Origin of the sequence: Halorubrum shenae (genome assembly GCF_051194165.1) — an archaeon.
Lineage (GTDB): Archaea > Halobacteriota > Halobacteria > Halobacteriales > Haloferacaceae > Halorubrum.
Window position 1 is genome coordinate 1 of record NZ_JBLZNI010000025.1, and the last position, 20,337, is coordinate 20,337.

Consider the following 20,337-nt stretch of genomic DNA (forward strand, 5'->3'; position numbering starts at 1 on the left):
GAACAACTGAAGTCTCCCGCTTCAACTCCTTTGATTTAGCGGCCTACCTCGCTGCTGTATGGTGATTCAACACAGCCATTTGTCTGGTTAGTGAGCGTCGTTCTGGTGGGAGGATAGGTCGTGACTCACATGGCCGGCCAATCCTAGCTTCGCGAGCGCTGGCGGGTACTCGTCAGTCAAAGTTGATTCTGTGTCTTGGACCAGAATCTCAAGCCCCCGCGTTGAACCGGTGTACATGGGTTTGTGCGTGTCCACGGAACCTCCCATATGGGCCATCTATTGGCACAAGTCGGCCAGCATCTTTTTGCGCACAGCGCGTCGTCGTCAATGGCCAATAGGGTCCGTGATTACAGCATATGGATTCTGAAGTATTAAATGCTAGCCTATATGGGCTAAATATTGGCTCAAATAGTCTATTCAGGGGACACAACCCGTGTAACTAACAAAGTCCCCATTGGACGTATTGAAAATGCGGCCAACTCCGGGGTGGATGACGATGACCGACCTAGTCATCTTGGAGTTTCTCAACGACTACAACCTAGAGCTCGCCCCGAAGCCTCTCTACCGGAATTTAAATCGACACGGTCACAACATCGGGTACTCTACAGTACGGGGACGGTTGCCAGAATTAGCCGAGAAGGGGCTCTTAGTGAAGGACAGTGACGGATACTACCAGCTATCCGATCTCGGTCGAGAGTATCTCGGAGGCGAGATCGACGCCGCCGAGTTAGAAGATGCGTAACTGTCGATTTTGATAATCGCTCACTGGTCGTCGATTTCGTCGCCTCCACCCTCATCATCTGGTAGTTCTGCCTTGTCGATATCGACGATGGTCGCCCTTTCAGGCGGTGCGATATCGAGTTTAGCAGCGCCGCGCTCGATCTCCTCGGGCGTCGTCCCCTCAGCATCGGCGAGCAACTCGGTGAGCTCCTCGTCCGAGGTTATGTCGGCGTCAGGAGGTTCACGGCTCATACCATATTCTACCCGGCGTGAAGAATAAACGTAGGTGTCGACCCCCGGTAGGTCAGTTCTCCCGCTCCCAACATTCATCAATCTCCTGCGCGCCGATGTCGACAGTTGCGGTGATCCCGCACGAGCAGTGGATGCCGACGGTGCCGGGGTGCGTCGTGATCGGGCCCTTCTCTTGTTCACAACCCGGGCAGTTAACGCGAAAAATCTCTCCCATACACACCGATCCGTGTGGTCCGGGAAAGCCACTCTGCTCAGTCTTAACCAACGATCGGTGCTAGAACTGCCGGCTGTTGGTTAAGACTGAAACCGCAGGACAGTGAGGGTGATGGGGCCAGTGTTCTAGATAGTCTGAGTTATCCCGGAATCTGAACACATTCCCACCGGAAACCCAATATACACCACGCTTACACCTTCGAGAAGCCGTTCTTGTCGTCCTGAATCAGGGGGTCAGACCGCCGAAGATACACTTCGATAGTGGAGTGTTTGCGGGAGACACCTCATTTCGTCTGTTTGTATAGCGTATACCGCGATAGAAATTCGGCGCCTACTCGCCAAGACCGAGCTCTTCCTCAATCGATGACTCACCCAACGCTGCCCGGATCGCCGCCGGGTAGAACTCATCGTTCTTCGGCATGTCCTCGCCGTGCCGACGTCGCCACTCGACATTCAACTCCGAATACCGCATCTGGAGGTCATCGACGAGACCCTCTGGGAGATACATGTTCACGTTCTTCCGCTCACGGACGGTCCCGCTGCTCTCTTCGCTCTCTGCTGTCTTTTCGCTCTTAGACATCTTTGTTGTCTTTTGCCTCTTTGAGGTCTTTGATGTATTCGATGCTTCCGACATCTCCGCAGTCTCTGAGGATGCCTCACTTTCGGTGGCGGCATCGTCCCGATCGTCATCATCGCGGTCGTAGCGATCGTCCCACGGGTTTCGGTCCCGCTTCCCGTCACCATCAGTCATCGGCGTAACCCTCCAAGTGCTCGGCGACATCCAGATAGACTTCCTCCATGTCGCAGCTCTCATCATGCTCGAAGATGGAGACGCCAGCGTTCCATGCGCGCTGGAGTGCGACACGCTTTCTGATCTCAAAGACCTCACAGCCTTCTTTGTCCTCAAAGACATCTTTGAACCATGCCATCATCTCCTCAGCTTCGCCGTCGACGCCGACCTCGTTCGCAACAAGTGCGATCTCGTCGACCTCGCCAAACGCGGACTCGATGCTCCGGAGTTGCTTGAACAAGAGTTCGATCGCGCGGATGCTGGTTGACTTCGCCTGAGCGGGGATCAGGGCGTTCCCCGTTGCGACGATCGCGTTGTCGGTGAGGACACCGAGGTTCGGCGGGCAGTCAACGAGGATATAGTCCCAGCGCTGGTCGGCGTCGCTCTCGTTGAGGAGCATGTCGAGTCGCTCCTCGCGTTTCATCACGTTCGCGAGTTCGTCCTCGGCGTTGATCATCCGCTCGTGGCTCGGGACGACGTCGACCTCTTGATGCTCGACGACCAGCCGCTCGAGGTCGTCCATCCGGTCGATATCTGGGAGGACGTCGAACAGCGAGTCGCGGTCGGGATCGTCATAGAGATCTTCGAAACCGAGCCCCTCGGTCGCGTGGCCTTGCGGGTCGAGGTCGATGACGAGCACGTCGTGGCCGTGCTGGTTCAGCGCGCCGGCGACGTTCAGCGTCGTGGTCGTCTTCCCAGCACCCCCCTTCTGGTTGGTAACTCCAATTCTCATAGATGTCTTTGCCCTCAAAGAGCGCAGAGATGTCGAAGAGTCTTAATACTGCGTCAGACGCTCACACCCACCTAAGCATTAAGATTCATCGCCGGATGAAGATGTTAATGCCGTCGTGAACTGCCTCGGGGTCAAGCCCCGAGGCTTCTTCCCACGGATTAACTGCTAACACTCCCGGAATCACCATCGGTCTGGTGGCCTCGAACGGTGGAAACCGGGTCATGGCCGGGCGGTTCACTCGCCCCGTTGCACTGCCGTCGCACCCTCACTACCGGAAGGTTGTTGAGAGCAGGCACATTCCTATCTAACTTCTGTAATCCCTTCGCGCTAATCGACACAGCCGCTTTCCGGTCAGCATGATCTTGGAACCCGCAACGAACACACTTGAACCGTTTCTTCTTCCGGTTTGAACGGTTCGTGTGGCCACACACGATACACTCTTGTGATGTGTATTCCGGGTCAATCTTCAGTGATGGAATGCTGTTCCATGCGGCTTTGTACGTCACGAAATTCTGTAATTGTGCGAAGGGTAGCGAGTGCAGCCGTCGATTCATCCGGGTGCCGTAATCAATCGAATCACGCATGTCTTTGAGGTCTTCAAAGACGAACACCGGATCCTCGAACTGGTTGGCCCACTCCACCACACGTCGTGAGACTTGGTGAAGCCGGTCGTGGACAAACCGTTTCTCACGATCCTGCATCGTGTTTTCAAATGCGGTTTGCCCGGCTGACTGCATTCGCTTCCGAATCGTGAAGAACTCGTGACGTTCCTGCTTGATCTCAGAATACTCAATAACAATCGAGTCTTCCACACCCGCTTCAGTAATCGCTGCGAGCGCAACGTTATCCTCGTTCACATCAACACCAACAAACGTTGTACTGGTATCCTTCGACCGGACAGTCCCAGTTTCGTGAGTGACGTTGACGTGGAGTTCGTGTCGGCCGTGTCGTGAGACAACTTCAGCTGTGCCGACACGCCACACATCATCAGTCAACGCAGTCTGAAGCAACTCTATTTGGTCACGGCTTGCTTGGAGTGTTCCACGAACGAACGTTCGTTTCTTAGCGGTGATGCGGAAGTTCACCGCACCGGAATCACTCAATGTTAAGGCGTATCCCTCGCCGTGATTCATTCGGAGTGGGAACTCATCTTCATGATTCTGGCGTGGATAACCGTAATCGTCTTCGTCGTAGTAGCGTTCAAGCGCGTCAATCGCTTTTTCGACGAGACGTTGAGTTGTGTTTTTGACGTGCGATGACCGATCTACAACGAGCTCTTCGATGTGGTCCCAGTCGTAGCCTTCACGATCAAGACGGAAGACTTCATTCACGACACGGCGTGCTTCACGTTGGCCTTGTGTCAGAAGCCGTGGACTACCCTCGTCAATATCGAGTTGGCAGATGAGAGTCCGGGTCAACGACTTCTGCATACTGTGTTCGTCGCTTGTGACTCAGTTATATGTGTGTAAATCAGGTGACGGCCTTCACCCTCGGGGTCAAGCCCCGAGGCACTCGGCCTTACTATCTGTAGAGAACCTACGACCGCTCGATGATCTTTGAGGTGGATCGGCAGAAGATCTCGACGAGCGGATTCAATCTGTTGTTCGCGAGGAACTCGAGGCGACTACTACTGAGTGACGACGAAACGGTTGTCGAGGAGTACGAGTACGGTCACACGATCGTCCGGATTATTGATGAAACGGGCATTAAGCGTTATCTCTTCGACTTTTCGCTCGTAATCATCGCGGCGCGCGGCGGAACAGGAACAGAGTTGTGAGGACAATTCCGGTGAGCAACGCAATCCCTCCAAGATCAGTAAGATCGATGCCAGAACGTTCAGTTACTGCTTCTTCCCTGTCATTTCCCACTTCTGTCTCGCCTGAGACACCCGTATCGGTAGAGCCATCATTTGGAGTGTTGATACTGGAAGCACCTCTGGTCTCGGCAACCGTCTCACCATCGGGTTGTTCGGTCACGGTAACAGACTGCGTGATTATTTGATCGGTACCTATTCCGGAACCGCCCGATCCAGCTTCGAGGGCTGGACCTGTCAAGACGAGGTTGTACTCCCCTGAGGAGTTGAGGCGGACAACGATTGATTCGGTCGTCGTCTCGCCAACCTCAGCGTTGACTGTGGCCGCCTCGTCATTCACCAACTCCCTTTCATCAGCGGTTACAATTTGAACCTTCACATCATTCGCGGGGGCCCGCCCGTTGTTATTGAGATTAACAGTAACGGTCAGCGTCTCCCCAGCCGCGACTTGATCGGCCGAGAGAGTCGTCTCAGCCGGGACTAATGCTGGGCGCTCGGCTGCGACCGCGAACGCAGAGAATCCCGTGGAGGTAACTCGGAGTCGGACTGTCTCATCGTTCGTGTTGATTACGGTCGTCTTCGTCTCTTTCCAGCCCGCCCCCGTCTCACGGTAGACGGCGAGTTGTTCGGGGTCAACGTCCGTTTCCGCGAGATAATCGCGATCCACAACGAGCTCAGTGGTCGCCTCGTTGATTGGCTGGTTAGCTGTCGCAAACTCGACTGTATAGTAGCCGAGCGCGTCCACACCAAGCGGCACGGAGGAAGTTTCTGGCGGCGGGTCGGTAGTACCTCTTACTTCGAACTCGACGTTTCCAGAATCCTTACTGACGAACGTCAGGTCGGTGAGTCGGACTGCTGGGTCACCGACATGGAGCTGTCGGAGATTGACTTCAGTCTCTACCTCAGCAGCGAGCGAGAGAATTTCGACTTTCCGGGCGGTTGAGTCGGGTGACTCTACCGTCGTAACTGTGCCCGGATCGTCATCATCGTCACTGTTGCCATCGTTATCTGCGTCACCAATCGCCTCTGAACCGGCAGGACGGGCGTGGACCGAAATTTCATCGATAAGTCGATCGCCGGGGGCGACTTCAGCCACACGGGTGTCAACTTCGACGCCGACTGGAACCGCGTCGTTTTCCGAAGTCAACTGTACAGCATTCGACTCACTCTCGATCGGTTCACCGTCAACGACAAACGTGACGCCTGTCCCCTCGTGGTCAATCCATGCTTCTGCGGACTCGTTTCCGTCGTAGGTGATGTAGAAGAGTGTTTCTTGAGCCGCAAATGCGTCTGGGTTTACGCCCTCATTATCGAGGTTCGGATTGTTCTCAGTGATATCAACTGCGAGTTCGTCGTTCTCATCGAGGTATGCGTAGGGGTTGTCGCCGGGTTGGAGTGCGACCTCATCGTTGAGCGGATCGCTCGGTTGATCGAGAACAACTGCGCTGCTGGAGACAACGAGCAGGACGACTGCTCCTAACGAGATTGTGATGAGTAGGGTGGTCGACCCACGCTGCCATCTCATCGTCCCATACATATTGTCGTTAGTATATAAGAAACCGCCGCACATGACCGTATCGAGGTGTGCCTGAACCGGCTGGCGGCACAGACATCAGTCAGTGAATCGGCGCGTTGGGAGTCTGTTTTCACGGAAAGACAATACCCCTTTTGATAATCTCGGCCAGAATCGGTCAGTTCGATCGGTAAGATAGTTATTAACAGTTCGGGTAGGATGTCCTCTCTGGATAATTCCGATCTAGGCGTGGTCCCCACTGTTCTCCGCCTACCGCGTATACGTGTAGACGTTGCTTCCATCACCAACATAGATTGTGCTCGGCCCCAGACTGAGGCTGGTACCGAAGTTCGTCACTCCCGAAGGTGCGGTGATGCGGTCAACTTGGCTCCAACTACCGCTGCCCCGTTCGAACCGGTAGACTGCACCGGTCCCATCGGTCATCGGTTCGCTAGGCGCACCGACGACTGCCGTGGTCCCGTCGGCCGCCAGCGACGACGTACCGAAGCCGACACCAGTTGGACCGCTCAGCGTTTCCGATACCTCTTCGGGAAGGTCGAAATCCGGCCCGAAACCATCTGTGTCCGCTCCGGCCTCGTACACCCGTATCTCGTTCGCCGCCCCGATGAGTATCGTCGGATACGTGTCTCCGGCCGATTGAACGATATCTCCGACGGCCCCGAATTCGGAAACTGGTTCCGTTCCGGGCCCAGTGTCGTCAAACGTATCGATGTCGTCAACAGGGAACACCCGGGCCACCTGATTGATGTCTGGATACGAGTTTGTCAGGAGGACGTACTCGCCGTTCGTCGCCACGTGGACCGGGATGTCTGCCGGGTCTCCGAAATCGATATAAGTCCGGATCCACGTCCACTCCGTCGGGCTGTTTTCCGTCCGGCGGAACACGAGGAGTCCTGCCTTTCGTGCGTCCGGACCGCCACGAGCGAGCGTCGCTATGATATCGCCCTGAAACTCGAGTACCTCGCCGAATCGAGGATAGTCGTCCGGGGGCGATACGGTTCCCGAAGTCTCGTTCGGCTCCCCTCGCTCGTCGTCAGCGTCTGTCAGTTGGAACACAGGCGACGTGTCCCAAGTATCTCCACTCCGCTCATACACGTATATCTCGCCGTACTCGTCGCCACTCACCGTTCCTGGCGCTCCAACGACCGCCGTGTTCCCGTCGATGTCAACGTTCTCCCCGACGCGGTCACCGGGTTCCGAGGCAGTGAGCGTCGCGACCTGCTGGAACGAGCCATTCGACCGCTCGAACACCTGTGCCACGCCCTCGTCGTCGCCGTCACCGAGGTCCGTCCCTGGAGCGCCAACGACCGCGGTGTTGCCGCTGGCCGAGATGCTCGCACCGAACTCCTGGAGCGACCCGCCTGGGAACTCGTTATTATCGAGCGACCCGTCGAGCGTCGGCGGTCCAGTATTGCTTCCACCATCTCCGCGGCCGGTTCCGTACAGTTCTGGGTTGAGCTCGGCCAGCGCGTCGTTGATCCGTTCGGTCTCGTCAGCATCGATGTTCTCCGGGTCGATACCGGCTTCGTCAAGAAAATCCGACAGCGAGAACGGTGGCTTGCCGCTCATTATCGCGTCACCTCGGAGCGTCGTTCGGTACCGATCTGATTGTTATCGACTTCGCCCGTCTGGTTGATGTCTGTGACGTACATCGCGGTCATGATCTTCGGACCGTCTGACGCCCTTTCGGGCAGGCCCACCGGCGGAGTCGAACCGCCACGTCACTGAGTGACGGCGACCGGCGTGAACGACCAGTGCGGTTGTCAGCTCCGGTGTATAGATGATTATCCATCGCCTCTACGAGCCTCCGAGAATACTGATCTCGAGAACCCGATCCTCCGGGATGTCTCTTGTTACTGTGATTGACGTAAACGATGTCGAGACGTCGTCCGTACCCTGCGCTCCACCGTCCGCGGGTTCCCCCTTGATCGTGACTGTCTCCACCGACTCCGGAACGGACGTTGTGGTCTCGAACGTCTTGCCGATTCCGATTTGCGCCCCGGGTGTGAGAGTCACCCGATCTTCGAAGTCGATCTCTGTGATCTCGATCGGTTGGGTTCCTCGGTTTTTTATTTGTAGCGTCACTGGCTCGCCACCGGTCACGTCGGCAAGCGCGCCGCTGATCCGTTCGCGCGTCTCGGGCGGGATGTCCTCGGCGGTGAGTCCTTCTACCTGCTCGACGAAATCGGTGATCGTGAGTGGCATCTTCGATCGTATTGATTACTTTTGTGGGAAAGCGCGGCCAGTGAGCGAGCGGTCACGTCGAAGGGGTAGGCGAGTGGCCCACTTACTCTTCAGGAACGAGGATGTCAACTCCTTCGACAGTGCCTTCGCTGGCGTTGGGGTCGAATTGATTGTTACTCTCCACTGCAGTCAGATCAAGCTGATTGCCTCTGTCTTGGACGTATGTCGTATCTGCAGCGCCGGTGAAGGTGTTCTGCTCGAACGCTTGCAACTCGTCTGCGTCGTAGGTCCCGAACACTAGCACTCCGAAGCGGTTCTCCACGAACTCGTTGTTCGTGATTGTGTATTCGGGGCTCGGCGTATCGAGACCGGATGGCAGGACGCCGAGATCGGTTTCAATCGTGTTTCCGTTGATCACGATTTGAGTATTATCAAGCTGGACCGCCTGGACGAGGCCACGAATTAACCCTTCACCGGCTCCGTCACCAGTCTGGGTCAGCAGGTTATCCTCAATCTGAATCTCTCCATCAATCTGCTCGATGAGGATGGTCCCAAGATTCCTTGGTCCATTCGAAGTCGCTGTAATGACGTTGTTCCTGATGGTCAGGTTGTTCGCTCCGGGGTTGGACGTCGAGCCGATTTGGACGACACCTTCGGCTTCTCCGATGGTCCGTTCAATTGCGAGCCCATCAATAACAACGTCACTCGGGTTTTCGTCAACGAATACACCGCCCGTAATCGTCGCTTCGTCGCCACGCTCATCGCTGTCACCAGCAATACCGGCGTTCGGGCCGAACAAGGTGAGATTTTCTTTAGTTACGTCGAAGCCACCATACGATCCCGCCTCGACGGAGATCACGTCACCGGATTCGGAATTATTAATCGCCGCTTGGATCGTCTTGAATGGACTGCTCCCGTCGTCGCTTCCACTGCCAGCGTTGACAACGGCGTCGTAAAGATCGGCGCTGGGACCGGACGGTCCACCCTCCACACCGGTCAGATCTGCTAGCTTATCGTTCAGCCGCTGACGGAGTTCAGGTGGAACGTCATCGGCGCTGACTTCTCCACTCGTCTCTGCGGCGAAATCCTGAATATCAAGTGTCATCTATGGAGCCTCCCCACTAACCGTGATCGTTTCGCTCAGGTTGGTACTCGTCGTCGCGTCGTCGGTCGCGGCGACGATCGCATCGTACGTCTCGGCGTTCCCAGGGCTGACCGTAACGCTCGGGAAGCCCGTCTGTGGCACGATGAGGACGATCAGCGTTGTGGGACCACCGCTGCCCGGTTCGACGAACGACAGCGGCGTCACCTCAACTTCGACATCCTGTGTCCCCTGATTCCGGACCTCGAAGAGATCCGCGAAGACGGTCACGGCGTCGGAATTGACACCTGCTCCGCCGTTGCTCGTCGAGTTCCCGCTCGTGAAGTCGAGTCCGAACTCGCTGTTCGACGACCCGTTGTCCTCGGTGACGTACTCCGCGTTTGCGTTTCCGGTGTCGTCGATAGCCAAGTACCCGGTGGCGTCGGTCGCCACCTGTACCGCGACATCTCTGTCTGCCGATGCGCTCGTGAACGCGCCGGTGCCGACCCCGAAGGCGACGCTGCTTCCAGCGACCCCGACCGTGGCGAGAAATTTTCGTCGGTTCATGCGTGTCAGAGAGTATTACTCGGCGTGCCCGGATCGACGTTGGTGGCGCCACCGTCGTCGGCGGCGTCCGCTCTGATTTCGGTTGTCGTGCTCGGATCGATCCTTGAGCTACCGGTGGGATTGTTGACATCACCGTATTCGCTTTCGTCTAACGTTTCAAGTCGAATGCCAACAGCGCGGACATTACCGACAGGAACCAACATTTCGTTGGCGCTCCCATCGATCACGTCCGCATTTGAGAACGAGGGTTGATTCCCACCGGCGATAAACTCAAGTCGGATTTCTCCACCGGTTGCGGATCCCGGTGCCTCGGTGTCAGTGATGACCGAGTCAATCTGAACGAACACGTCTTGTGTACCCTCATTGCGGACCCGAAATACGTCGTCGAAAACGTATTCCGAGTCGAGACCAGCCCCGACGCTCGAACCTGAGGTTCCAGATGCGTCGTTGATGTCGATCCCGAGTTCATTGCCGCCACCGGTCTGGGTGGCGAACGTTCCGTTTGGTTCGTCAAGAGTCCCCTCGTCGCTCGGGTAGATCTGTAAGTATCCAGCCGTGTCTGAACTAACCTCAACGGTCGCCTGCCGGTCAGCATCGACGCTGGTGAACGCGCCGGTGCCGGCGGCCATGCCGCCGCCGCCGACGAGTCCGCCGAGACCGACCAGCAGTTGTCTGCGGTTCATCCTATCTCACGCTCGTTAGAGGCTGCTGGATTGGTCAGCGATGAAGGTGATACTCCCCGACGTGCTCACGTTCGCGTTGTCGAACACCGTCGTGTCCACCGTCAGATCGAGGTGGACCGACTCACCCTGCGTCAGCTCGTACGCACCGTCTGCGGTCGGGTCGGCGATACTGCCGCCGTCCGGGTTCGAGCCGGTGCTGTCGAATGCGATGTTGTCGTTCAGGTTCGAGGTAGCGCTCTCGTCGGCCCGGACTGCCAGTCCGACACCGGCCTGATTGCCGGAGCCGTCGGAGAGGTCCAGATTGGCCGTGTCCACGCTGAGGTACGCAGACTGAGTCCCCTGGTTTTGCACCTCGATCAGGTCATCAATCTCAGTCACGGCGTTGGGGTTGAACCCGTCGCCGAGGTCAGTCGTGTTATTACTCGAGCTGAAGTCGAACGACACCTCGGCACCGCTGTCGTCCACGTACGCGTCCGAGTTCGCGCCCGGGTCGCTGTTCGGGCCTGCCGCCTTCCGCAGCGCGAGGTATGCACTCGAATCACCGGCGACCTCAACGTCCACGCTCCGATCCGCTTCCACACTCGTGAACGCGCCTGTCCCTACGGCAGCCGCGCTTCCGGAAGCCAATGCACCTAGTCCGACGACGAATTTGCGCCGTTGCATGTTGGATTTCACCTGGGTTCTGGCACCCCCGAACCCGACCATTCGGGCCGGAAGCGCTCGAATGACGCATGTAGGGGGACCTACTTCGTTATGAGATCCTCGAGGCTACATCGTGGAGCACTCGATGAATCGAATGGCCAACTCGATTCGGCTCAAGCACGTCTCGTTGTTCGCATCAAGCAGTGCTTGAAGCAGACACCCGTCTACATCGCGGACTTCAGGGTGTCGTTTCGGACAGATCAAGAGTGGCTTGAAGATCCCAGAGCGGGTCCTGTGTTACTTCAAGCGACTCCTCCACAACCAACGAGGAGTCCCAGATAACATAAGGTGGAAAATAATAACAGATAAAATATACTAATGGCTTATAATGTCTGGTCTTACAGATATCAACTGACACTCGGCGGCTTGGGACTGAGATACCTTGGCCGGCGGTCAAGGGGGGCCGATTGAATGCTACCAATCACGACACCGGCAAACGAATCAAACTCAAACGGGGATGAACTGTCCGAAGACGATATTTATGGTGTTCTATCGAACCGACGACGACGATTTGTGATCCACGCGCTCAAACGCAAAAAAGAGCCCGTCGACATCGCTGAACTTTCGGCGCACATCACTGCTTGGGAACTCGGTGTCGACCCGGAGGAGGTCGATTATGAGGACCAGAGAAGCGTGTACAGTACGCTCAAGCGAACCCACCTGCCGAATCTGGAAGAAAAGAATCTGGTGATCGTCGACAAAGAAGAGAAGGCAGTTCGTGCTACATCCGAGCTGGAAAGCCTCGATATTTATGTTGAGGCTCTCAACAGTAAAGAGATTCCGTGGAGCCTTTATTACGTCGGACTCGCAGGGGTCGCGATCGCACTCCTGCTCGCAGTCACAGTCGAAGCACCGATATTTGGGGCACTCGAGCCGCTTGAAGTGGGTATTTTCACAGTCACCGCCTTCGGAATGTCGTCAGTTGTACACCACATTATCGGCCGCCGCACCCGCCTTGGTAATAGGGAGAAACCACCTGAACTCTATCAGTGAGAATGAGAGCACCTAGTCGGACGCCGCAGATTCGTGTTGGTAAATTCCGTCTGTTGAGTATTCTTCTCGCATTTACAGCAGCAGTCGGACTTGTTTTTGGCACCGCTGGGTTCACCACGATGGATGCTGACCGCGGAGTTGGAATCAACGTAACTGAGGACGACAACGCATATCTCGGCTACGAACCACTCGTCAACGGGGGTGAAAACATTACTGCGGGGCAGTCTACATCAGTCGCAGAATACCACAATCAAGTTAGTGTCGATTTCAAGATGTTAGAGATCGACGTTTCGCGCACAAGTTCGTCTGGGCCCACAATCGAAACCTTCGATGCCCCCGATCAACTCGACCGAGGTAGCGCTGGTACCGTCACCGTTACACTAGATTGCTCTACAATACAGGATGTCAGACTCTCTATTGAGGTAACTGGTAGTGGATCCGAGGCAAGCGTCACCTTTGATCGGACTCTCAGCGTTACGTGTGTACCGAATTAAGACGAAGAGGAAGACGAGACTGAAGCAGAATCATTCTCCAATTCGACCTGAGCTGATTACGCGGTGTGAAATCCTCCTCGCCGTTTACGACGAGGAGGATGTCACCTGTCGGAACATATCTCAGAACCGCATATCTCGTCTGATACTAAACGCTGTAATGCCGACCGAATGTGATAATCTTTTTTTGAAGCATTAGTTTCATCCAACGCGTCTTTGAGGTGCCCCCTGACCATGGTTTCGGACAGCTGACTGTCCTGTTGGCTCATGACTACATCGGTGATATCTCGCTACCACATGTAGTTATACACAGGTTGTTGAGACATCGAGGACCTCTCGATGCAGTCCGATAACGCTGTATTTGCACGCTGTATCTTGCATACCAGTACAGATATTATTCTTAGCTAGTAGTTTTCTCACTGAACAGTTCCACTTTCTTCTTTTGAGGAGAGAAGATAGATCTGCCCGTGCTCGTTGAGTTTCCGGCTTTGTTAATGAAGTCGGAAACTCAAACAGCTAAGCGGCACAATTAGGGCTACAAGCTACTTAAAAAGATGAGCGAGTCAACGAATTCGGAAACTCAAAGCAGGCAAGCCCGAGCCTGGCTTACGCCCGAGCAGCTGGTTTCACGCAGTCGAAGTAGCATTACTATATCTTGGCAATGAATAACACTATGACCGCCCCTCTGAGAAAGTTGGGTTTCGGGAGCAGTTGAGGGCTCGCCGCTTCCTGCTCATTAATGAGATGGCTCGTAGCGTCGATCGGACCGCTGCTGGCGAACGGCAGGCGGTTTTGGGTTCGGTGTTGGACTTCTACCCAACGCTTATACTATTGGCCGGTGTGCCAACAGATGAGAGATGGCCCAGGAACCGCTGTTCCAGTACACACACGTCGAGGCCGGTCTCGTCGAGAACGTCGTGCTTCGGCCGACTGACGACATCGAGACGTATCCCTCAGGCTGGAAATACACGCTCCACCTAGGCACTCTCGACGACCTCACGCTCGTCCGATACGACAACTCCCACGAGGACACGAAAGGCCACGAACACCACACCGCAGCCGGCGACCTTGACGACGTCGAGTTCCCCGGAATGGAGGACCGGCTTGTCGAGTTCTGGGCGAGCGCGGACGAGTACTGGGACGCTGTCGGCGGCGACCCGCCCCGGCCGCACTGATCGAATACCGACACACGATACCCGACCATGACCACACTCCACATCACCGTCGGCGACCGAGAACAACTCCGTGAGGACGCGCTCCAGTTCGTCCAAGGCGGTGAGGCTGACGATCTCGACGAACAGGACGGAAAGGCAACACTTCAGTTCGGCACCTACGACGACTTCGTTGACAGTCTCACGCCGCTGCGCCTTGAGCTCATCCAGGCGATCGCGGAAGAGGCGCCCGAGAGCATGCGCGAGGCAGCGCGTCTCGTCGAGCGTGACGTGTCCGACGTCCACTCGGACCTGAAGCAGCTGGAAGTACTGGGCATCCTCACGCTCGAAGAGGGCGGGCCCAGCGGTGCGATTCAACCCGTCGTTCCGTTCGACCGCATCGAGGTCCACATCGACTACCCGCTTATCGATAGCGGCGACGCCGATGGTACTCCCGCAAGCGCGTAGTCGCCACCCACCGCTCTCGGAGTGTGCTATGAGACTCTCGTTCGATGGCTACTCACGACCTACGGTCACGCTGCTGTCCCGAAACAGTACTTTCGCCCCGCTCGCCCGAACTATAAGTCACAGAGTCTCAAATTTTGAGGAGAGGGAGCACCGCTGGGCCGGTTTCAACAACCGGATCAGCTCCAAAACAGTGTCACACGCTCCCTCTCTCCCTCGAAGTAGCCCGTGAACTCGTGAAAATGACTCCTGATGACCCAGAGACGGTCCGTGGCGACTGCTCGTTCTGTGGCGAGATAGTCACCGGTCGGCACGCAATCATCCCCTTTGAGACCGCTGGCGGTGGCCCTGGCGTGTGGGCCGAATGTCCAAGCTGTGGCGAGATCGTTGACCCCACCGATGCTCAGTAAACAGTTCATCCAGCAGATCGTCAGGCTCGAGCCGTCATCGACAACGCACCACGAGTGCCGTCACTGTGGGTACAGCGTGGAGAAAGCCGTCGATAAATGTCCACAGTGTGGCTCTCACGAGATTGCGGCCTACGATCTTGAGTAATCGCTGAAGTGTTCACGGTTAGTAGAGAAGGTTCAATACCTTATGTAGCACCCGAACGCTAACATGGCTCCGATTGTTACATAAGGTATGGAGCAGCCGTCACCACCCACCTCGCTCCCGAAGTATCTCGCGGAGGGGCTCCCCAAACAGGATACGGAGACACTCCAGGAGGTACAGAACTATATTGGGGCTCTCATCGAGTATCGCGACCAGTCGGTCGACACTGACGAGCTTCCCGAGGCTGCCGAGCCCGTCGACGATCCCGATGGCGCAGGAAGCGGGACCGTCGTCAAAGAGAAAGTCACCTGTGGCGACGACAGTTGTAAATGTGCCAGCGGGAACCCCTCGGATATGCACGGTCCGTATCTCTATCGCTACTATCGTGAGAACGGGACGATGAAATCCGAGTACGTCGGTAAGCCAGAAAGTGAGTAGTGGTGTGAGAAGTTTGGGATAACCACCCGTTCGTGCCAACCTGCGGTCCTAGACTTCCCCGTGAAGGGTGTCATCAACGACATCAGCGAACGCAACGTTCTCACGCACTTGTTGCATCTCGACGGTGACTCGGTCTCCGACACTCGTTTCGGGAACGATCACGACGTAACCGTGCTCAACTTTCGCGATCCCGTCACCCTGGTCACCGAGGTTCTCGATTTCAACGTCTCGCTGTTCACCTTCCTCGACAGGCGGGCCGTCGTATTCGTGTTGCTGACCAGCGTGGTCAGCTGACTGAGTGGCCTCAGTCGTGTCGGTGGCTTCGATATCCGACGTCGACGTCGATATGAGCGCAACACGGTATGTTTCACCCTCAGAGAGTGTTCCGGTGGCTATCTCACGGTCTGGCACAGTTATTTGATAGGTACCATCGTCTTGCTCAACAGTCGCAGTATACAGTGTTTGGAGCGTCTCAGAAATGTCCATAAATCGCGTATTGTGTTGATTCGTGCCAGCTGACTTGTTTCTAGCGTTTCTAGTGCTCTCAACTGAATACCGTCGGTCTGATCAAGGTTCCCGAGAGACCACTTCAGGACTCATCGCCAGCATCAAACACGGCCGCAAAGTCTTCGAGGAACTCCTGTGGCGATCGCTCATCACTACGAGACGGGAGTGGAGCTTCCCAGCATTCGATCTCGAGCGTGCGCGCATTCGACACCGACTCCGGTTCGGTTGTCACATTGAAAATCCCGGTATGATAGATCGCCAGCAGTCGCTGCTCATGAACGGTGACGTAATCGATTCCGGCCCGGTCCAGGACTGTTGAAACATTAGTAGGCTCAGATAACGAGACAGAGACGCTTGGAGACGGCGAGTCGGTCATACCAGGTCCTAGGTCTATTCTACTGATAAAACCCAACATGAGTACGATCCGGATACACCATCTGGCCAGTTGCCGTGGCCGGTCTGTCGTCTCCCAACGAGTACGATAGAACAGTCCTCCCGCAGTCTCGGCCGTGACAGTATCCGCCCAGACGCCGGCTACCCACCAGTTGAACGAGTATGGAAGGATGTCCCGGAGTCAAAGCTAGTGAGCTCGGTAATACGCTGCTCCAGTTCTTCGATTTCAGCTTGGAGCTCGGTTGTGTCTTCGTCGGCTCCAGCCAACTGGTCTTTGAGCCCTTGGAGACGGGTTTCTTTCATCTCTTCGTCGACGTCTGCCTTCCGTACATACTCGCTCTCTTCAATCTCGTAGACATCGGATTCAGAGAGTGACGTTACCTCCAGCGCGTCGTCGAGTTTGCTCGTGTCGACGCTCATCACCCGCTCAGGGTCGATCCCTTCTGCTTCCAGTAGCTCAAGGACTGCTTCGTCATCTTTGAGTGTTCGATTCCGACGGACAGCCCGTTGAACGGACCCGTATTGACCACTCACAGGTTGATCGTGATGGAGGCGGTCAAGCAAGACGCCACGGACCTCCTGCCGAAGATCGTTGGCGTTGCGCTGGACGTCGGACAGCAGCGTGTAGAGATTCACGAGCGTCGGCACGTCTAGTTCGGTGAGTGACGTCACATCGTGCTGCTCGAGTGCGTCGATCAACAGGAGGGCATCTGCATAGACCGGGATATCGGGCTCTTCTCGTGGACCATCGTCGTGTTCAACCGTGTGCGCCTCGACAAGCGGCGACGGTGTTGGCGTCTCACTTTCGGAGAGGGTCCCGCCCCGGTCGTCGATAGTGAATCGCGGATGGAGACTCATGACGGTGGCATACGGTTCAGCCCCGGGTGGGAGGCGATCGAGATCGAACGACCCAGTCGCATCGTCAACGCGCTCAAACAGCGTCTCAAACTGCTCTCGCTGGAGCGGGACGGTCTCACTGTCGCCCTGATACTCGATCAGTACTCGGTGTTGCTGGACGTCGGTGATGTGAAACGGCTTCTGAGAGAGCGGAGTGAGGAGTGTAGCGTCTGCTGGAAGCTCCTCCACGTTGTCGAGGAGATTGTCCCACGTCACTCGAAACGACATACTGGCGATTCAGTACTGCGAGACAAAAGCATACGGGCGTACGTGATGGAGCTCACCGTGATTAACCAACAGAAACAACGGAAGCGCCAGCTTGTTGGTTAATTTCTGAGCCTATCCTCAGAGGATCTTTCCAAGGTCCTCAGTACTGCCTAGGTGTGGGGTGACAGTGGTCGTTTCGCGAGTTCCGTCTGCCTGATTGAGATGGTAATATGCTCACCACTTTCGGAGATTTCACGCGAGGCAGACAGTCCCACGCCACACGTGTTATCAGGAAGAATTCACGAAATGGTGGGGTGTCCTCAGAAGAGCAGAGGAGGTCGCTATGTATCCTGAAATTGCTGAAACGGTGGGGGGTGTTGTATAGATGAACAGGGAGTCGAAAATCACCCCACAACAAGACTACGCGTTCGGTCGATCAGCACTGATATGCTCGAAATCGATATCTGCAAACCGAGCTGTATCCTTGAGAACTTCGACAGCGATCTCGGTATCGACTTGGAGCTGATACTCCCAAGCAGGACCACCGATCGAACCCGCCGTCACCTTTTCGCCTTCGGCGATACCTTGCATGTCGAGTTCACGGAGATGATCTTTGAACCGTCGCTGACCGAGTTTGTCGGCATCGATTCGTGAGGCGACACTCTTGTACACACCGTAGATCGGTTTGGCTCGGACGGGAGCATCCCCGGAAAGTTCCAGGGCAGTGAGCGCAGCAAGGGCAAGATGGGCCTGTGTCGTCATTTCACGCATAGCCTCAACGACGGCTTCTCGCTCAACGAGTGCCTGGGCTTCACGGGCGTGCTCCGCACCAACTTGGTCGTCACCGTGTTTATCCGCCAATTCGCCGGCTTTACGGAGGTATTTGATCGCTTGACGAGCGTCGCCCGTATCTTGTGCCGAGAGTGCAGCGACAAGTGGGATCACGTCATCGGTCAGTACACCATTCCGAAACAGATACTCCTGCCCGGATTGGTCGATTTCGACGACAGTTCCCTGCGGAACTCCATCGGCGTCGACTTCGTCGATCGGAGTCAGTTCGGTATCGCGGAACGCCTTCGCTGCGCGCCGGCGGAGGATCTGCTGGAGCTGCGTCGCATCATACGGTGAGAATAGGACGGAATCGTCGTAGAGCGAACTCTTCACTTTCGGACTGAGATTATCCCGCCACTGGAGGTCGTTACTGATGCCGATGATGCTGGGGAAGACGTGGTCCTCAACGTAATCCTGCGCTCGAGCTCGGGGGAGACTGTAGAGAATCCGGTCGTCGTCTCCGAGCGTATCGATTTCGTCGAGGACGATGATGATCGTGCCACCGATCTCGTTCATCGCCTCGAACATCATGTCCATCACGACGTCAGTTGCGTAACCAGTCGGACGGCTGTTGTCGGTGAGTTCTTGGTAGATACGGGAAGCAGCCTTGTATGACGTTGAGAGATCATGCGATTCACAGGAGACATATGCTGTCGTGAGGTCCAGATGATCGGATTCTTCCTCGGCATGTGCCTGTAGTTCGGAGAGTTTGGCTTTCGCAGCGGCAGTTTTCCCTTGACCGGCCTTCCCGTGGAGGAACACGTTGTTGGCACCGACTCCGCGAGCCGCGGGAGCCAGCGACATATGAAGATCTTCCATCTCGTCAGTTCGTTCGGGGAGATTGTCGGGATGATATTCCTCACGAAGGACCTCTTCTCGTTGGAAAATAGGCGAGGTATTCGAGAACTGGGTCATATGCGGAACCCTCTGGGCAAGAGATAATAAAACCCCGGTTACAGCAATGTCTAGAATGTCGTCAACCGGTGGTTCCAAACAAAATAGACAGACCACACCCCCACCACCGTTTCAGCAATTCTCGTGCCAAAGAGTGGGGACGATTAGTTCCAACCGAAACATACGTTACAGTACGAAGACACGGTTCTCAGCCACCGTTACCTCTATTTCAGTCGGATTAAAGACACAGCGACTCTTATTATACTATATATTCTTTTCCTTTAGTAGTAGTAAGTGTAGTAGTAAGAGAGTAGATAGAGCAGTTACAACAAGTATAGCAACCTATATTTGAAGGATTTATAAGAGACGTACCTCTGGCGGGACTCGTCTTCGTATTCGACCCGATCTCTTATTCGGGTAAATTGCTGAAACAGTGGTGGGGGTCCCAACGGCATCCGTTACTTCGATTTAACTGTTCATCCGTGAATGTCATGTTTACTTCCTCCGAGGAGTTCTTGAGAGACGTGTGTGGTCTCTATTCTTCCGGGGTAGTGTTTCTCAGGTCTCCAAAATCGAGTGTTAACTACTTTCCTGTTTTGAGTAACGCACTCACTCGAACTCTAGGGAATGGTGTTCGTCCAGCTGAATTAATTCCTGAAACACTGGTGGGTGTCAGGCGGATTTATATGAGTTAGCGTCTCTCTTGCCCCGGAACCGAATTCGTGAATCTACTCTCTCCAGATAGGTTTATGACTCTCATTCTCCGATACTCTCGCTAAATTCGTGAAACAGTGGTGGGTGTGTCTCCGATAGCGGTTGCTCAGACTCTTACCAAACGCTGAGAGCAGTTTTGTTCGCGACCGCGTCGGTGGTTACACTCGAACGGATAGTGTGTGAGAGCGGCTGGATCTCAGCGTCGATCTACTGGTGTACAGTTTGAAATACTCGAAGTGCCGGTGTGTGGGGACGTAGGCGATCAACCTCTTCCAGCACACCCACTACGACCCGCACTCCTCTTGCCAATCACAGCGACTGGCAGCACCGACTCTGTAGTGTGAAACCAGATCGCCGCCCAAGAGAAATCTGTACCCGACAAGTGTATGATCGAGGTAATATCCGACGTTCGGTAGTTAGACAGCAGGATGCTGTGATTAACCAACAAAGATAGCAAAACCCGAAGTATGTTGGTTAAGATCGCTCGCTCTCATGGAAAACTGCTGAAAAGACCCATCGCTAATGGAGTCTG

22 protein-coding genes are annotated in these 20,337 nt (G+C 55.5%); 6 read left to right on the forward strand and 16 right to left on the reverse strand.

The annotated features are described in order from the left end of the window. Positions 1-469: 469 nt before the first annotated feature. Complete coding sequence (locus ACNS88_RS16450) at positions 470-742, forward strand: winged helix-turn-helix domain-containing protein (protein WP_496923276.1); 273 nt, start codon at positions 470-472, stop codon at positions 740-742. A 20-nt stretch (positions 743-762) separates the two neighbouring features. On the opposite strand, the gene ACNS88_RS16455 is transcribed toward ACNS88_RS16450, so the two are convergent. The 12 genes from ACNS88_RS16455 to ACNS88_RS16510 all read right to left on the reverse strand — a co-directional run bounded on the left by ACNS88_RS16455 (position 763) and on the right by ACNS88_RS16510 (position 11,233). Further along, entirely contained in the window at positions 763-972 is a 210-nt protein-coding gene (locus ACNS88_RS16455) for a hypothetical protein (RefSeq protein ID WP_435100068.1), read from the reverse strand. A 52-nt stretch (positions 973-1,024) separates the two neighbouring features. After that, a complete protein-coding gene (locus tag ACNS88_RS16460) occupies positions 1,025-1,186 on the reverse strand; it encodes a hypothetical protein (protein ID WP_435100071.1) in 162 nt (53 codons plus the stop codon). A gap of 330 nt (positions 1,187-1,516) precedes the next feature. Beyond that, positions 1,517-1,936, reverse strand: a complete 420-nt coding sequence (locus ACNS88_RS16465) for a DUF8160 family protein (protein WP_435100074.1) — start codon at positions 1,934-1,936, stop codon at positions 1,517-1,519. After that, complete coding sequence (locus ACNS88_RS16470) at positions 1,929-2,708, reverse strand: ParA family protein (protein ID WP_435100077.1); 780 nt, start codon at positions 2,706-2,708, stop codon at positions 1,929-1,931. Before ACNS88_RS16470 ends, ACNS88_RS16465 begins: the two co-directional genes overlap by 8 nt. Positions 2,709-2,866: 158 nt before the next feature. Continuing rightward, positions 2,867-4,138 (reverse strand): RNA-guided endonuclease TnpB family protein, encoded by a 1,272-nt coding sequence (locus ACNS88_RS16475; RefSeq protein WP_435100080.1) that lies wholly within the window; start codon positions 4,136-4,138, stop codon positions 2,867-2,869. A 309-nt stretch (positions 4,139-4,447) separates the two neighbouring features. After that, positions 4,448-6,058 (reverse strand): PGF-pre-PGF domain-containing protein, encoded by a 1,611-nt coding sequence (locus ACNS88_RS16480; RefSeq protein ID WP_435100083.1) that lies wholly within the window; start codon positions 6,056-6,058, stop codon positions 4,448-4,450. 246 nt (positions 6,059-6,304) lie between these two features. Beyond that, a complete protein-coding gene (locus ACNS88_RS16485; RefSeq protein WP_435100086.1) occupies positions 6,305-7,624 on the reverse strand; it encodes an FG-GAP repeat protein in 1,320 nt (439 codons plus the stop codon). A gap of 228 nt (positions 7,625-7,852) precedes the next feature. Continuing rightward, positions 7,853-8,260 carry a hypothetical protein gene (locus tag ACNS88_RS16490; RefSeq protein WP_435100089.1) on the reverse strand — a complete coding sequence of 136 codons (408 nt, stop codon included), beginning with the start codon at positions 8,258-8,260 and terminating at the stop codon, positions 7,853-7,855. 82 nt (positions 8,261-8,342) lie between these two features. Then, positions 8,343-9,344, reverse strand: a complete 1,002-nt coding sequence (locus tag ACNS88_RS16495) for a DUF1565 domain-containing protein (protein ID WP_435100092.1) — start codon at positions 9,342-9,344, stop codon at positions 8,343-8,345. Further along, positions 9,345-9,887: a hypothetical protein gene (locus ACNS88_RS16500; RefSeq protein WP_435100095.1), complete on the reverse strand. Its 543-nt coding sequence runs from the start codon at positions 9,885-9,887 to the stop codon at positions 9,345-9,347. Between the two features lie 5 nt (positions 9,888-9,892). After that, a complete protein-coding gene (locus tag ACNS88_RS16505) occupies positions 9,893-10,570 on the reverse strand; it encodes a DUF1102 domain-containing protein (protein WP_435100098.1) in 678 nt (225 codons plus the stop codon). A 15-nt stretch (positions 10,571-10,585) separates the two neighbouring features. Continuing rightward, positions 10,586-11,233, reverse strand: a complete 648-nt coding sequence (locus ACNS88_RS16510; RefSeq protein WP_435100101.1) for a DUF1102 domain-containing protein — start codon at positions 11,231-11,233, stop codon at positions 10,586-10,588. 450 nt (positions 11,234-11,683) lie between these two features. Between ACNS88_RS16510 and ACNS88_RS16515 the strand changes: the two genes are divergently transcribed. The 5 genes from ACNS88_RS16515 (at position 11,684) to ACNS88_RS16530 (ending at position 15,362) form a co-directional block, all read left to right on the forward strand. After that, a complete protein-coding gene (locus ACNS88_RS16515) occupies positions 11,684-12,265 on the forward strand; it encodes a DUF7344 domain-containing protein (RefSeq protein WP_435100104.1) in 582 nt (193 codons plus the stop codon). Positions 12,266-13,613: 1,348 nt separating this feature from the next. Next, positions 13,614-13,931, forward strand: coding sequence for a toxin-antitoxin system TumE family protein (locus ACNS88_RS16520; protein WP_050033092.1), 318 nt, complete (start codon positions 13,614-13,616; stop codon positions 13,929-13,931). A 27-nt stretch (positions 13,932-13,958) separates the two neighbouring features. Beyond that, positions 13,959-14,375: an HVO_A0114 family putative DNA-binding protein gene (locus tag ACNS88_RS16525; RefSeq protein WP_435100107.1), complete on the forward strand. Its 417-nt coding sequence runs from the start codon at positions 13,959-13,961 to the stop codon at positions 14,373-14,375. 239 nt (positions 14,376-14,614) lie between these two features. Then, entirely contained in the window at positions 14,615-14,782 is a 168-nt protein-coding gene (locus ACNS88_RS17670) for a DUF7837 family putative zinc-binding protein (protein WP_496923277.1), read from the forward strand. Positions 14,783-15,014: 232 nt separating this feature from the next. Beyond that, positions 15,015-15,362, forward strand: a complete 348-nt coding sequence (locus ACNS88_RS16530) for a DUF6788 family protein (protein ID WP_271931331.1) — start codon at positions 15,015-15,017, stop codon at positions 15,360-15,362. A gap of 48 nt (positions 15,363-15,410) precedes the next feature. Here ACNS88_RS16530 and ACNS88_RS16535 read toward each other — a convergent pair whose 3' ends face one another. From ACNS88_RS16535 to ACNS88_RS16550, 4 genes are all read right to left on the reverse strand, one after another. After that, complete coding sequence (locus tag ACNS88_RS16535; RefSeq protein WP_435100112.1) at positions 15,411-15,848, reverse strand: TRAM domain-containing protein; 438 nt, start codon at positions 15,846-15,848, stop codon at positions 15,411-15,413. A 103-nt stretch (positions 15,849-15,951) separates the two neighbouring features. Further along, positions 15,952-16,245: a hypothetical protein gene (locus tag ACNS88_RS16540; RefSeq protein WP_435100115.1), complete on the reverse strand. Its 294-nt coding sequence runs from the start codon at positions 16,243-16,245 to the stop codon at positions 15,952-15,954. A gap of 158 nt (positions 16,246-16,403) precedes the next feature. Continuing rightward, positions 16,404-17,387 (reverse strand): DUF7983 family protein, encoded by a 984-nt coding sequence (locus tag ACNS88_RS16545; RefSeq protein WP_435100118.1) that lies wholly within the window; start codon positions 17,385-17,387, stop codon positions 16,404-16,406. A 399-nt stretch (positions 17,388-17,786) separates the two neighbouring features. Next, entirely contained in the window at positions 17,787-19,112 is a 1,326-nt protein-coding gene (locus ACNS88_RS16550; RefSeq protein WP_129452698.1) for a Cdc6/Cdc18 family protein, read from the reverse strand. Positions 19,113-20,337 lie beyond the last annotated feature (1,225 nt).